The sequence below is a fragment of the Pseudomonas sp. GD03903 genome, from assembly GCF_029840045.1.
Classification (GTDB): Bacteria; Pseudomonadota; Gammaproteobacteria; order Pseudomonadales; family Pseudomonadaceae; genus Pseudomonas; species Pseudomonas pseudonitroreducens.
Map to the genome: position 1 here is coordinate 61,619 of NZ_JAOCBT010000018.1, position 13,359 is coordinate 74,977.

Consider the following 13,359-nt stretch of genomic DNA (forward strand, 5'->3'; position numbering starts at 1 on the left):
ATCTCGTGTATGAAATTTCCTTCAGCCGTATCGTTCAGCATTGGTTCAGCAGCCGGACAGGTTCGGTTCAGTGCCCCCCTCGTAACCTTCTCCCCGTCAACACATTACAGACATCCTTGACGGGAGAATCCCCATGAAAGCCATGAAGAAAATCGCCCTCGCCAGCGCCATCCTCGGTGCCAGCTTCGCTGCCACCGCCGCCAATGCCGCCGACACCTTCGTCGGCATGACCTGGGGCGAAACCAGCAACAACATCCAGAAGTCCGACGCGCTGAACCGCAACCTGAACAACCCGAAACTCGACAGCGTGATCAACAACAGCGGTACCTGGGGCGTACGCGCCGGCCAGCAGATGGAGCAGGGCCGCTACTACGTGACCTATGAAAACGTCTCCGACACCGAGAACGGCCTGAAGCTGCGCCAGCAGAACCTGCTCGGCAGCTACGATGCCTTCCTGCCGCTGGGCGACCAGGGCACCAAGCTGTTCGGCGGCGGCACCGCCGGCCTGGTCAAGCTGGAGCAGGACTCCAAGGGCTACAGCCGCGACAGCGATGTGGGTTACGCCATCGGCGCGCAAGCCGGTATCCTCCAGGAACTCGGCAAGAACGCATCCGTAGAAGGCGGCTACCGTTACCTGCGTACCAACGCGAGTACCGAGATGAGCCCGCACGGTGGCAGCAAGGTGGGATCCCTTGACCTGCACAGCAGCTCCCAGTTCTACCTGGGCGCCAACTACAAGTTCTGACCGGTACCGCAACCGGGCCCCGTGCGGCCCGGTTGCCTGACTCAGGGAGCACGCGCATGAAACTGCTGGTGGTGGAAGACGAGGCGCTGTTGCGCCATCACCTGTATACCCGGCTCGGCGAGCAAGGCCACGTGGTCGATGCCGTCGCCAATGCCGAAGAGGCGCTTTACCGCGCCAGCGAATACCATCACGACCTGGCGATGATCGACCTCGGCTTGCCGGGCATGAGCGGCCTGGACCTGATCCGCGAATTCCGCAGCCAGGGCAAGAGCTTCCCGATTCTGATCCTCACCGCTCGCGGCAACTGGCAGGACAAGGTCGAAGGCCTGGCCGCCGGCGCCGACGACTATGTGGTCAAGCCCTTCCAGTTCGAAGAGCTGGAGGCGCGCCTGAACGCGCTGCTGCGCCGCTCCAGCGGCTTCGCCCAGTCGAGCATCGAGGCCGGCCCGCTGGTGCTGGACATCAACCGCAAGCAGGCGCTGGTCAACGGCGAGTCGCTGCAACTGACCGCCTTCGAGTACCGCATCCTCGAGTACCTCATGCGCCATCACCAGCAGGTAGTGGCCAAGGAACGCCTGATCGAGCAGCTCTACCCGGACGACGACGAGCGCGATCCGAACGTCATCGAAGTACTGGTCGGCCGCCTGCGCCGCAAGCTCGAGACCGCCGCGGGCTTCAAGCCGATCGATACCGTGCGTGGCCAGGGCTACATCTTCAACGAGCTGTGTAAATGATCCGCTCGCTACGCCTGCGCCTGATGATCGGGGCGGCGATTCTCGCCGTGCTGTTCATGGCGGCGCTGCTGCCGGCTCTCCAGCGCGCGTTCAGCATCGCCCTGGAGAATGCCATCCAGCAGCGCCTGGCGGCGGACGTGGCGACCCTGGTGTCCTCGGCGCGTATCGATGGCAATGTCCTGAGCATGCCCGAGCACCTGCCGGTGGAGGATTTCAACCTTCCCGAGTCGAAGCTGCTGGGCTTCATCTACGACCAGTCCGGCAAGCTGGTGTGGCGCTCCACCTCGGCCCAGGACGAGACGGTCGAATACTCGCCCAAGTACGACGGCATGATCGACGAGTTCACCCGTATCCGCGATGCCGGCGGCCAGGAGTTCTTCGTCTACGACGTCGAGATCGACCTGCTCGGTGGCAAGCGCGCGGCCTACAGCATCGTCACCATGCAGCCGGAGAGCGAGTTCCGCGAACTGGTCAGCGGCTTCCGCGATCAGCTCTACCTCTGGCTGGGTGGCGCGCTGTTGCTGTTGCTGGGGCTGCTGTGGCTCGGCCTGGGCTGGGGCTTCCGCTCCATGCGCGGCTTGCGTTCGGAGCTGGACCAGATCGAGACCGGCGACCGCGAACGCCTGAGCGACGATCATCCTGCCGAGATGCTGCGCCTGACCGATTCGGTGAACCGCCTGCTGGACAGCGAACGCGCCCAGCGCGAGCGCTACCGCAATTCCCTGGGTGACCTTGCGCACAGCCTGAAGACGCCGCTGGCGGTGTTGCAGGGGGTCAGCGAAACCCTCGCCAGCGAGCCGAAGCACCGCGAGCAGGTGCTGGTACTGCAAACCCAGATCGAACGCATGAGCCAGCAGATCGGCTACCAGTTGCAGCGCGCATCCATGCGTAAAAGCGGTCTGATTCGCCACCGTGCGGCTCTCGATCCGCTGCTGGATACCATTGCCGGCGCGCTGGACAAGGTCTACCGCGACAAGCGCGTGAAGCTGGAGCGCGACATCCCGCCGGGATTGTCCCTGCCGCTGGAAAAGGGCGCGCTGCTGGAGATGCTCGGCAATCTGCTGGAAAACGCCTATCGGCTGTGCCTGACCACGGTAAAAGTCAGCGCGCGGAAGAGTGGCCGGATGTTCGAGTTGATCATCGAGGACGATGGCCCCGGGGTACCGGCCAGCCAGCGCGAGCGCATCCTCAAGCGCGGCGAGCGGCTGGACACCCAGCACCCCGGCCAGGGCATCGGTACGGCGGTGGTGAAGGACATCATCGACAGCTACGACGGCGAGCTGGCGCTGGAGGAGTCCGCGCTGGGCGGCGCCTGCTTCCGCATTCGCCTGCCGGGTTGAATCCTGAATTTGCGTAGGAGCAACTGTCTTCTCTGGATGGTCCGTCGCTGCGTCTTCCCCCTCACCCCAACCCTGTCTGCGCGCCCCGCTCCTCAGGGAGAGGGGCAGTCCGAGCCGACTGACGCTAAGGTTTGATCCTGCACCGAACGGTCCCCTCTCCCCTTGGGAGAGGGCTAGGGTGAGGGATGGCCTAAGCGCAGAGGTATCTCGTAGGAGCGGACTCTGTCCGCGATGAGTTCGCTGCGTGCCGGACGCCATCGCGGACGGAGTCCGCTCCTACAAGAGCTGATCACGCGGTGTCTGACGCGGAAGTGTCTGCGGCGCGGCACGTACCTCATTCCCCCTGCTGTGCCCGATACGCCCCCGGCGTCAGCCCCGTCCATTTCTTGAACGCCCGGTGGAACGCCGAGGGCTCGGAGAAACCGAGCTGGTCGGCGATGTCCTGGATGGAGAGCTCGTCGCGGCCCAGGTAGTAGATCGCCAGATCGCGGCGCAGCTGGTCCTTCAATTCCTGGAAGTTCGGCCCTTCCTCGCGCAGGTGCCGGCGCAGGGTCTGCGGGCTCATGTGCAGTTGCGCGGCGACCTGCTCGAGGTCCGGCCAACTGCGGCAGTCGCGGCCGAGCAGGCGGCGGATCTGGCTGGTCAGGCTGTCGCCGCCATCCGGGCGGGCGAGCAGGTCGGCCGGGGAGTCCTTGAGGAAGTGCTTGAGCGTGCGTTCGTCCTGCAGCAGCGGCATGTCGAGGTAGCGTGCCTGCAGCAGCAGGCTGGTGCTGCCGGCGGAAAAGCGGCGAGGGCAGGGGAACAGCAGGTCGTACTCGGCCTGGTGCTCGGGCGCCGGGTAGCTGAAGGTGGCTTCCTCCAGGCGGATGCGCTGGCCGATCAGCCAACTGGCCAGGCGGTGCCAGATCAGCAGCAGGCTCTCGGTGAGGAAGTGGTCCGGGTCGCGCAGGTGAGTCTCGTCCAGGGTCAGCCGGGCGCGGTCGCCATCGCGAACCAGCTCGATCCGTGGCGCCTCGGGAAACAACCCGTAGAACAGCGAACCACGGCCCAGCGCCTTTTCCAGCGTGCGGCAGTGGATGATCGCGTTGCACATCATGGCGAAGGTACCGCGCTTGCTCGGCAGGCTGCCGAAGCCCATGTATTCGTCGTCCAGCGCTTCCCAGAGGGTCTGCATCAGGCGGCTGAACTGCTCGGGATCGATCCGTGCGCGAGGCTCGTCGAGGATGGCCGGGACGATGCCGGCGTCGCGCAGCAGCGCCTGGACGTCGAGCCCCTTGCGCTGGGCGCCATGCACGGCGGCGCGGACGAAATGGCTGGCAATGGTGCGTTCTCGCATGAGCGGTCCTTGTTGTTCTGGCCGCGCGTCCAGGAACCGCGTGGCAAACCCGATCGAACCTGATCGGAGTTCTACAATCTACGGTACGAAGGCCGTGGCGGATACCCGCCAGAGGGCGGGAAACCCGCCAGCGAGAAGGCGGGTTTCCGCCAGAATCGTTGTCTTCCGTGCCGCGACTTTTCACGGAGCTCATTGAATTTAAAGGGATTAGATATTTTTTAAAGGTCTGGCACAGCACTTGCCATATGCGATCAAGGCCTGCCGTCTGGCATGCCCTGAAAACAAATTCTCCCATTGCAGGGAGATAACGCGTTCGGTCTTGCGCCTCCCCTGGAGCGCAGGCCCAGAGGACAGAGCTGCCATGACCAAGCAACCCTTCTACAAAAGCCTGTATGTGCAGGTGCTGATCGCCATCGCCATCGGTATCGCACTCGGCCACTTCTACCCCGACACCGCCAAACTGATGAAGCCGCTGGGCGATGGCTTCGTCAAACTGATCAAGATGGCCATCGCGCCGATCATCTTCTGCACCGTGGTTACCGGTATCGCCGGCATGCAGAGCATGAAGGCGGTGGGCAAGACGGGCGGCATGGCGCTGCTGTACTTCGAAATCGTTTCCACCGTCGCGCTGATCATCGGCCTGGTCGTGGTCAACGTCGTCCAGCCGGGCGCCGGCATGCACGCCGACGTCGCCACGCTGACCGCCGAAATGAACAAGAACGCGGCGCTCACCGGCTTCATCGCTTCGGGCGAGAAGCAGAGCACCATCGACTTCTTCATGAACGTCATCCCGAGCACCGTGGTCGGCGCCTTCGCCAATGGTGACATCCTCCAGGTGCTGTTCTTCTCCGTGCTGTTCGGTTACGCGCTGCACCGCCTGGGTGACTACGGCAAGCCGGTGTTCGAGTTCATCGATCGCATCACCCACGTGATGTTCAACATCATCAACGTGATCATGAAGGTCGCTCCCATCGGTGCCTTCGGTGCCATGGCCTTCACCATCGGTGCCTACGGCCTGGGCTCGCTGGTGCAGCTGGGCCAGCTGATGCTGTGCTTCTACATCACCTGCCTGCTGTTCGTGCTGATCGTGCTGGGCGGCATCGCCCGCGCCCACGGTTTCAGCATCCTGCGCTTCATCTCGTACATCCGCGAAGAACTGCTGATCGTGCTGGGCACCTCGTCCTCCGAATCGGCCCTGCCGCGCATGATCGCCAAGATGGAGAAGCTCGGCGCCGACAAGAGCGTCGTCGGACTGGTGATCCCGACCGGCTACTCGTTCAACCTCGACGGCACCTCGATCTACCTGACCATGGCTGCGGTGTTCATCGCCCAGGCCACTGACACCCCGATGGACATCACCCACCAGTTGACCCTGCTGGTCGTGCTGCTGATCGCCTCCAAGGGTGCCGCTGGCGTCACCGGTTCGGGCTTCATCGTGCTGGCGGCAACCCTGTCCGCCGTCGGTCACCTGCCGGTTGCCGGCCTGGCGCTGATCCTCGGCATCGACCGCTTCATGTCCGAAGCCCGCGCCCTGACCAACCTGGTCGGCAACGGCGTGGCCACCATCGTGGTCGCCAAGTGGTGCAAGCAGCTGGACGAGAAGACCCTGTCCGCAGAATTGGCCGCTGGCCCGGGCAACTCCGCGGAGCTGCAGCCGTCCTGACGCGCTTTTCAAAGAGCAATTCGGCCCGGTGAACGTGAAGCGCCGGAGCCTTTCCAGCCCGCTCAATTGAGCGGGCTTTTTTATGCGCGGGTGAAAAGCCGCGGCTCTTCGTAGGAGCGAGCTTGCTCGCGAACGGTTTCCCGGCAGCTTTGGAGGTGGGCGGGTTCGCGAGCAAGCTCGCTCCTACAGCTGGGCCTTGGCCGCGTGCAGGGGAGGCTGGGCTTTGTAGCGCGCGTGGGAGCGGACTCTGTCCGCGATTGGCCGGAGGGTGTGTATCAACGAGAAAGGCGCACGCAGAAGCGTGCGCTGAAGAAGCGGAAAGGAATCAGAGAATGATCTTGTCCTTGAGCTTCTCCGCGGCCTGCTGCAGCGCCTGGATGACCCGCTCCTTGTCGTAGTTCTGCACGTTGTTGGTGTCCAGGTACATGGAGAAGCCCGGCACCTCGTGTTCGACGAAGCTGGGGTTGGAGCCCAGGTCGCGGCGGAAGTCGACCACCTGGTAGATCTGCACCGGCTTGCTGAAGCCCTTCACGGCGATCTGCCCCTTGTCGCGGCACATCAGCACATCCTTCACCAGCGAGTAGGTCTCGTGGCTGATGAGGATCTCGCCGGCCTCGGCGGCGCTTTCCAGGCGGCTGGCGAGGTTCACTTCGCGGCCGATGATGGTGTAGTCCATGCGCGTGTCGGCGCCGAAGTTGCCCACGGTGCAGTAGCCGGTGTTCAGGCCCATGCGCACTTCCAGCGGCTTGGTGATGCCCTGTGCGCGCCACTGCTGGCGCATGACCTTCATGTGCTTGCGCATGGCCACGGCCATGGACACGGCGGCCACGGCGTCCTTTTTCGCGCCCTGGGTGGCCGGGTCGCCGAAGAACACCATCACGCAGTCGCCGACGAACTTGTCGATGGTGCCGCCGTACTTCAGGGCGATCTTCGACATCTCGTTGAGGTAGTTGTTGAGCATGTCGGTAAGGGCTTCGGCTTCGAGCTCCTCGGACAGTTCGGTGAAGCCCTTGATGTCGGAGAAGAACACCGTGAGCTTCTTGCGCTGGGTTTCCAGGCGCACCGTGCGCTTGCCGCTGAAGATCGATTCCCATACCTGTGGCGACAGGTACTTGGCCAGGTTGCTGGCCAGGCGCGCGGCCTTTTCCTGCTCCAGGGTGATGTCCGAGCGCGCCTGCGCCAGGCGCAGGCCCTGCTGGTGTACGAAGAAGGCGGTGATGCAGATGTACAGGGTGGAGAACAGCACGCTGACCAGCGCGACGATGCTCGGCGTCTGGCCCTTGTAGGTCGGCGAGATCAGCGCGGCGCTCAGCACCGCGGCGCTCAGCGCCACCAGCAGCGCCAGGCCCAGGGAGCGCAGGCCGCCGATGATCAACGCGGAGAATGCGAGGATCAGCACCAGCATCAGGCTGGGCACTTCGGAGAAGCCCAGCAGCGCGGTGGCAATGCCGGCGTGCAGGGCGTCGATGAACAGCAGCACCAGGCGGGTGCGTTGTGGGTTGTCGCGCTTGAAGCGGCGGCTGATCTGCTGTGCAAGGTGGGGGTAGAGCAGGGCGTACGGGATCATCCAGAGGATGTCGAAGCCGAAGTACTTGGCGAAGGTGCCGGCAGTAATGGTGGCGGCGATGGCGATATAGGCCAGCACGCGGGAATGGTATTCGCGCAGGGGGGCGGAGGTGAGCGGAGTGCTGGAGCGCTCGAGAACGTTAGGCTTCATGCGCAAGAAACTTCCCTGGTGCGCGTAGGCTCGTGGCCGATTGCGCGTCTGATTTTGGGAAGAATCTTATTCCATGCGCAGCCACCGGGCCAGCGGCGGTTCGCCACTCTTTATCGCGAACCACCGGTCGTCTCGAGACCCTCAGGCCATCGTGCCGTCGGGCTTCTGGTAGATCGAGCGGCGTGGCTGGGCGAAGACCCGGCGCAGCATGGGCTCGAAGAACTCCAGGGGCAGGACTTCGCCGTCCGGATCGAAGGCGGCGGCGTCGTAGCGCGCGCAGAATTCGATGGTCTGCTCGAACTGTGGGTGGTCCTTGAACTGCTCGCGCAGGTGCCGGTCCAGGCCCAGGTGATGGAAGAAGTAATAGCCCTGGAAGATCGCGTGCTTCTCGATCATCCACAGGTTCTCTTCGCTGACGAAGGGCTTGAGGATGGCCGCGGCGATGTCGGCGTGGTTGAACGAGCCGAGCGTGTCGCCGATGTCGTGGAGCAGGGCGCAGACCACGTACTCCTCGTCGCGACCGTCGCGGTGGGCCAGGGTGGCGGTCTGCAGCGAGTGGGTCAGGCGGTCCACCGGGAAGCCACCGAAGTCGCCGTCGAGCAGGCGCAGGTGGGTCATGATGCGGTCCGGCAGAAGGGCGGCGTACTGGCCGAAGTCCTTGGCGATGATCGCCCAGTCCTCGGCGCTGCCGTCTTCCATGTGGGTGAAGTTGGCGCGTGCGTTCATCAGGCTGTGCTCTCTTGTGATTGTCGTGGCGTGTCTGGATGGCACCGATCCAGTCTAGAAGCCTGACGGCCACGCGGTAGTGTCCGTGCAGCGCCAGCGGGGTGTCCCGGCGCGCGCGAATGGTGCGGCATCAGTCGCGCGGATGGCGGCTGGCATGCAGGGCGTGCTCAGGGGTTCTGCGGGTCGTGCCCCAGCGACTGGAGGAACAGCGAGAACAGCTCTGGCTGCGAGGAAATGTCGAGCTTGTTGTACAGGTGGCGGCGGTGGACCTTGATGGTTTCCGGGGAGATCGCCAGGCGCTCGGCCATGGCCTTGGAGGAGTAACCCCTGAGGATCAGCCGGGCGATCTCCAGTTCGCGCTCGGACAGCACGCCGGCGCCGAAGTGGCTCAGGGCGTCACGTACCTGTACCGCCACACCGTCGCTGGCGCCCGGCAGCAGGCGCTGGCTGCGTTGCTGCCAGTGCTGCTGCATCAATGCCAGCACCCAGGGGCAGAGCATCGCCAGCAGGCCGGTCTGCTCGCCATCGAACAGCCTGCGCATACCCAATGACAGCGACAGCGCGCCCTGGCCGGGCAGCTGCAGGATGAACTGCACCTCGTCCTCCAGCACGTTGTCGTGGAAGTAGCTGAGGAAGTACTCGCTCTGGCGGAACTGGTCCGGGGCGATTTCCTCCAGCCGGTACAGCCCGCTGGACACGCCTTCGCGGCAGGCCTGGTAGAACGGGTCGAGCTGGTACAGGCCGTCCAGATAGATAGCCATCGCCGCCGGGCCGGCGCTGGGTTCGGCGTCGTATTCCTCCAGCGCCACCGGGGTGCCGCCGGCCGGGTAGAACATCGCCAGGGCGTTGTCGAACGGCAACCACTGGTGCAGCAGCAGGATCAGTTGCTTCCAGAAGCGCGGCTGGCCGATCTGCTCGATGGCGCGGCCGAGGTTGGCGTGCATGCCGACTTCGCGGAACAGGTTGTGCATCCGAGTGGGTTCTCTGAGGGGGCTGAGGAGTCGGCCCACGGTTTCCTCCTTTTAGCCCGTCGCCGTCAAGGGGGCGTAACCCCAAATGGTGATTGGCCGCCCCTCTCGCCATGCCCAGACTGCACCCCACGCAGCGCCCCGCTCAGAGGGCGCATCAAGGTCTTCGTTCCTGCCTCAGCCACCAATAACAACACGAGGAAACAACGATATGAGCGCTTCCCCTGCGCCAGCGAGCGCGCTCAAGCCCAGCCTGGGCGTGCTCGACGTAGTCGCCATCACCGTCTCGGCGGTTACTCCCGCCAGCTCCGTTTTCGTCATCGCTCCCTTCGCCATCCAGCAGGCCGGCAGTGGCGCCTTCCTGGCGTTCGTCTTCGCCGGATTCCTGGCCCTGATGTTCGCCTGGTGTTATGCCGAACTGGGCCGGGCCCACAGCTCCGCCGGCGGCGAGTACGTCTACGCCAAGCGCGTATTCGGCGGCCTCGCCGGCTACGCCACCTTCCTTACCGTGCTGGTCTCGCTGCTGTTCATCCCGCCGGTACTGGCGACGGGCGCGGCGACCTACCTCAACAATGCCCTGGGGACGAACTTCGACACCCAGACGGTCGCCCTGGTGATAGTCGCCGCCAGCTACGTGCTGGGCATCCTGAATATCCGCGTGAACGCCTGGATCACCGGCGTGTTCCTGCTCTGCGAAGTGGCGGCGCTGCTGGTGATCGTGGTGCTCGGCTTCGGCCACGTCAGCCAGCCGGTGAGCGTGCTGGTGCAGCCACAGCACATCGACGGCGGGATTCTGGCCGCCGCGCCCTGGGCGCTGGTGATCGGCGCCGTCGGTACCGCGCTGTTCTCCTACAACGGCTTTGGCGGCGCGGTGCTGCTGGCCGAGGACATGAAGTGCGGCGGGCGCAATGTGCACCGTGCGGTGATCTGGTCGCTGGTGCTGGTGGTGGCGATCGAGATCGTCCCGCTGACCGCGCTGCTGCTGGGGGCGCCTTCGCTGCAGGAGATGATCGCCAGCCCTGACCCGGTCGGTTACCTGCTCACCGCCCACGGCAACGAAACGCTGTCGCGGCTGGTCAGTGCCGGGATCTTCCTCTCGGTGTTCAACGCCATCGTCGCCATCGTCATCCAGGTCGGCCGGGTGATCTTCAGCAGCGGCCGCGACGAGTTGTGGACGCCGCTGATGAACCGTGCCTTCACCCGCATCCATCCGCGCTGGGAGTCGCCATGGATCGCCACGCTGTTCCTCGGCGTGCCCTCGGCGGCGCTGAGCTTCAGCTCGAACCTGGAAGAGCTGACCTCCTTCACGGTCCTGCTGCTGGTGATGGTCTACCTGGTGGTGGCGCTCTGCGCGTTGTTCAGCCGCGTGCTGCGCCGCGACCGCGAGCACCCGTACCGCATGCCGCTGTGGCCGTTGCCGGCAATGCTGGCGGTGGTTGGCGCCGGCTACCTGTTGCTCAACCTGCTGATGGACGCTTCCTCGCGGGACGTCATGATCATTGTCGGGATACTGGCCGTGTCGGTGATTCTCTACAGCACCTACGGCAAGCTCAGCCCGGCCTTCCAGAAACTCTGAAACCCTGCTCGACAACCAAGGAGACAGCATGCGCGCTCGTCAACTCGGCATCACCCTCGGCCTGGGCACCCCCGGCGAGTTCAACGCCATCACCGATGTTCCCGGTATCCGCGTCGGCCACAGCACCTTGATCGGCGAGCGCGATGGTCGCGCCGTGCGCACCGGGGTCACGGTGGTCCAGCCGCGCGATGGCGCAGCGCGGCAGCAACCCTGCTTTGCCGGCTGCCATGTGCTCAATGGCAACGGCGACGCCACCGGGCTTGAGTGGATTCGCGAGGCGGGGCTGCTGACCACCCCCGTCGCCATCACCAACACCCACAGCGTGGGCACGGTGCGCGATGCGCTGATCGCCGCCGAGCATGCCGAACTGGCCGACCCGTCCATCTACTGGTGCATGCCGGTGGTGATGGAAACCTACGACGGGCTGCTCAACGACATCTGGGGCCAGCACGTCGGTGCCGAGCAGGTGCGTGAAGCGCTGGCCGCCGCCGAGTCCGGCCCGGTGCGGGAAGGCCCGGTGGGCGGCGGCACGGGGATGATCTGCCACGAGTTCAAGGGTGGCATCGGCACGGCCTCGCGCAAGTTGCCGGCGGAGCAGGGGGGCTGGACGGTGGGCGCGCTGGTGCAGGCCAACCACGGCCAGCGCCGCGAACTGCGGGTGGATGGCTACCCGGTCGGCCGCCACCTGGGCGACCTGCCGTCGCCCTTCGCGGAGCAGGGTACGCCGGGCATGGGCTCCATCGTGGTGATTCTCGCCACCGATGCGCCTCTGCTGCCGCACCAGTGCCAGCGCCTGGCGCAACGTGCTTCGCTGGGAATCGCCCGCACCGGCGGCGGGACCGACGACTCCAGCGGCGACATCTTCCTCGCCTTCGCCACCGGCAACCGCGACCTGCCGCCGGCGGACTACGGGCGCAAGAACCTGCCTTTCGCCACGGCCCTGGAGATGGTCAACAACGACCACATCTCGCCACTGTTCGCCGCCGCCGCCGAGGCGGTGGAAGAGGCCATCGTCAACGTGCTGCTGGCCGGCAAGGACATGCGCAGCGATGACGGCGTGCTGGTGCCGGCGCTGACCAGCGAGCGCTTGCTGGCGGCGCTACGCGAGGCCGGGTGGCGGCGTGGCTGAGGCGCTCAGCGCCAGCCGCGGCTGCGCCCGATGGCCTCGCTGAAGCGCGCCTGCCATTGGCTTGCCGTGGCGCCATCGATGCGCGGGCGGAACTCGGTGCAGGTATTGCGCGGCGGCTTCAGCTCGATGCCCATGCCGCGCGCCGCCAGGGCGGCGCAGCCAAACGCGGTGAGTTCGTCGAAGCGCTGGGTGACTATGTGGCGCTGCAGGATGTCGGCCAGGAACTGGGCGAAATAGGGGCTGCGGGCGAGACCACCGTCGATTGACAGGCGGTCGGTCACGGTGAGGAACCCGTCCATGGCGCTGATCACCTCCGCGCTACGCAGGGCTACCCCTTCGAGCAGGGCCTGGCACATGTCCTGGCGTGTGGTGGCGGCGTTCATTCCCAGCCACAGTGCGCCGGCGCTGCGATCCCAGTGCGGGCAGGCGAGCCCGGACAGCGCGGGGACAAAGGCCAGCCCACGACTGATGGCGGCCGGTTGGTCGAACCCGGCGAGTTCCGAGAAGTCGCTGAACAGTCCCAGTCGGCCGGCCCATTCGACGGCCGCGCTGGCGTCGTAAACGCCGCCGTCCATGGCATACACGGGTTTGCCGTCGATCTGCCAGGCAATGGTGGCGAGCAGGCCATTCTCCGGTGAGCGGATGATGCGCTCGCCGCTGAGCGTCAGGGCGAAGGCACCGGTGCCGAAGGTGATCTTCGCGTCGCCCGGCTGACGGCAGCCGTGGCCATAGAGGGAGGCCTGCTGGTCCACGACCGAGGCGGTGACCGGGGTCACGCCGATTTCGCCGAAGTGCCCGACGGTGTCGCGAATCTCCGGCAGGGCTTCGATGGGCACGCCGAACAGGGCGCACAGGTCCGGGTCCCACTGGCCGCTGGCGAGGTTCATCAGGCTGGTGCGCGACGCCGTGGTCACATCCGTGGCATAGACTCCGGCCAGGCGATCGAGGAACCAGGCATCGCTGGTTCCCAGACGCAGCCTTCCGGCGCTTAGCGCCTGGCGAGCGGCGGGCAGGTTGTCGAGGATCCAGCCCAGTTTGCTGGCTGAGAAGTAGGCATCCAGCGGCAGCCCGGCGCGTTCGAGGGTCAGGGCTTCGCCACCCTGGGCGCGTAGCTGCTCGATGTGCCCGGTGGTGCGGTTGTCCTGCCAGACGATCAGGGGCGACAGCGGCTCTCCGCTGACGGCATCCCAGGCCATGCAGCTTTCGCCCTGATTGGCCAGGCCGATGGCATCGACCGGCCCGGCGGCCTCCAGGCAGCGTTGCAGGTTGGCCAGCAGTTCCAGCGGGTCATGTTCGACCCAGCCGGGATGTGGATGGTGTTGCTGATGGCGAAGCGACAGGTGGATATCCGCGGAACCGTCCTGAGTGGTAACCAGGACGCGGGTGCTGGTGGTTCCCTGGTCAAGGGCTGCAATGTGCATGAGG

11 protein-coding genes are annotated in these 13,359 nt (G+C 65.5%); 6 read left to right on the forward strand and 5 right to left on the reverse strand.

From position 1 onward, the window contains the following. Positions 1–133 precede the first annotated feature (133 nt). The 3 genes from N5C91_RS23750 to N5C91_RS23760 are packed head-to-tail and all read left to right on the forward strand — an operon-like array spanning position 134 to position 2,819. Positions 134–745 carry a hypothetical protein gene (locus N5C91_RS23750; RefSeq protein ID WP_279832446.1) on the forward strand — a complete coding sequence of 204 codons (612 nt, stop codon included), beginning with the start codon at positions 134–136 and terminating at the stop codon, positions 743–745. A gap of 56 nt (positions 746–801) precedes the next feature. Then, positions 802–1,479: a response regulator gene (locus tag N5C91_RS23755; RefSeq protein WP_236174964.1), complete on the forward strand. Its 678-nt coding sequence runs from the start codon at positions 802–804 to the stop codon at positions 1,477–1,479. Then, positions 1,476–2,819 carry an ATP-binding protein gene (locus N5C91_RS23760; RefSeq protein ID WP_279832448.1) on the forward strand — a complete coding sequence of 448 codons (1,344 nt, stop codon included), beginning with the start codon at positions 1,476–1,478 and terminating at the stop codon, positions 2,817–2,819. The genes N5C91_RS23755 and N5C91_RS23760 overlap by 4 nt, the downstream gene beginning before the upstream one ends. 334 nt (positions 2,820–3,153) lie before the next feature. Here the strand turns inward: N5C91_RS23760 and N5C91_RS23765 are convergent, their stop codons facing one another. Continuing rightward, the gene (locus N5C91_RS23765) at positions 3,154–4,155 is read right to left on the reverse strand and encodes an AraC family transcriptional regulator (RefSeq protein ID WP_279832449.1); all 1,002 of its coding nucleotides are present in this window, start codon (positions 4,153–4,155) and stop codon (positions 3,154–3,156) included. A gap of 361 nt (positions 4,156–4,516) precedes the next feature. Between N5C91_RS23765 and N5C91_RS23770 the strand changes: the two genes are divergently transcribed. Further along, a complete protein-coding gene (locus N5C91_RS23770; RefSeq protein WP_138526068.1) occupies positions 4,517–5,818 on the forward strand; it encodes a dicarboxylate/amino acid:cation symporter in 1,302 nt (433 codons plus the stop codon). Between the two features lie 325 nt (positions 5,819–6,143). Here N5C91_RS23770 and N5C91_RS23775 read toward each other — a convergent pair whose 3' ends face one another. From N5C91_RS23775 to N5C91_RS23785, 3 genes are all read right to left on the reverse strand, one after another. Then, entirely contained in the window at positions 6,144–7,535 is a 1,392-nt protein-coding gene (locus N5C91_RS23775) for an adenylate/guanylate cyclase domain-containing protein (protein WP_279832454.1), read from the reverse strand. Positions 7,536–7,676: 141 nt separating this feature from the next. Next, entirely contained in the window at positions 7,677–8,261 is a 585-nt protein-coding gene (locus tag N5C91_RS23780; protein ID WP_236201195.1) for an HD domain-containing protein, read from the reverse strand. Positions 8,262–8,428: 167 nt separating this feature from the next. Further along, entirely contained in the window at positions 8,429–9,232 is an 804-nt protein-coding gene (locus tag N5C91_RS23785; RefSeq protein ID WP_236174969.1) for a helix-turn-helix transcriptional regulator, read from the reverse strand. Between the two features lie 208 nt (positions 9,233–9,440). Here N5C91_RS23785 and N5C91_RS23790 point away from each other — a divergent pair, with 208 nt between their 5' ends. Both N5C91_RS23790 and N5C91_RS23795 read left to right on the forward strand, forming a co-directional pair. Next, positions 9,441–10,805: an APC family permease gene (locus N5C91_RS23790; RefSeq protein WP_236174970.1), complete on the forward strand. Its 1,365-nt coding sequence runs from the start codon at positions 9,441–9,443 to the stop codon at positions 10,803–10,805. Positions 10,806–10,833: 28 nt separating this feature from the next. Continuing rightward, positions 10,834–11,934 (forward strand): P1 family peptidase, encoded by a 1,101-nt coding sequence (locus tag N5C91_RS23795; RefSeq protein WP_279832459.1) that lies wholly within the window; start codon positions 10,834–10,836, stop codon positions 11,932–11,934. Between the two features lie 5 nt (positions 11,935–11,939). On the opposite strand, the gene N5C91_RS23800 is transcribed toward N5C91_RS23795, so the two are convergent. Beyond that, complete coding sequence (locus tag N5C91_RS23800) at positions 11,940–13,355, reverse strand: glycerol kinase (protein WP_236174972.1); 1,416 nt, start codon at positions 13,353–13,355, stop codon at positions 11,940–11,942. Positions 13,356–13,359: the final 4 nt, after the last annotated feature.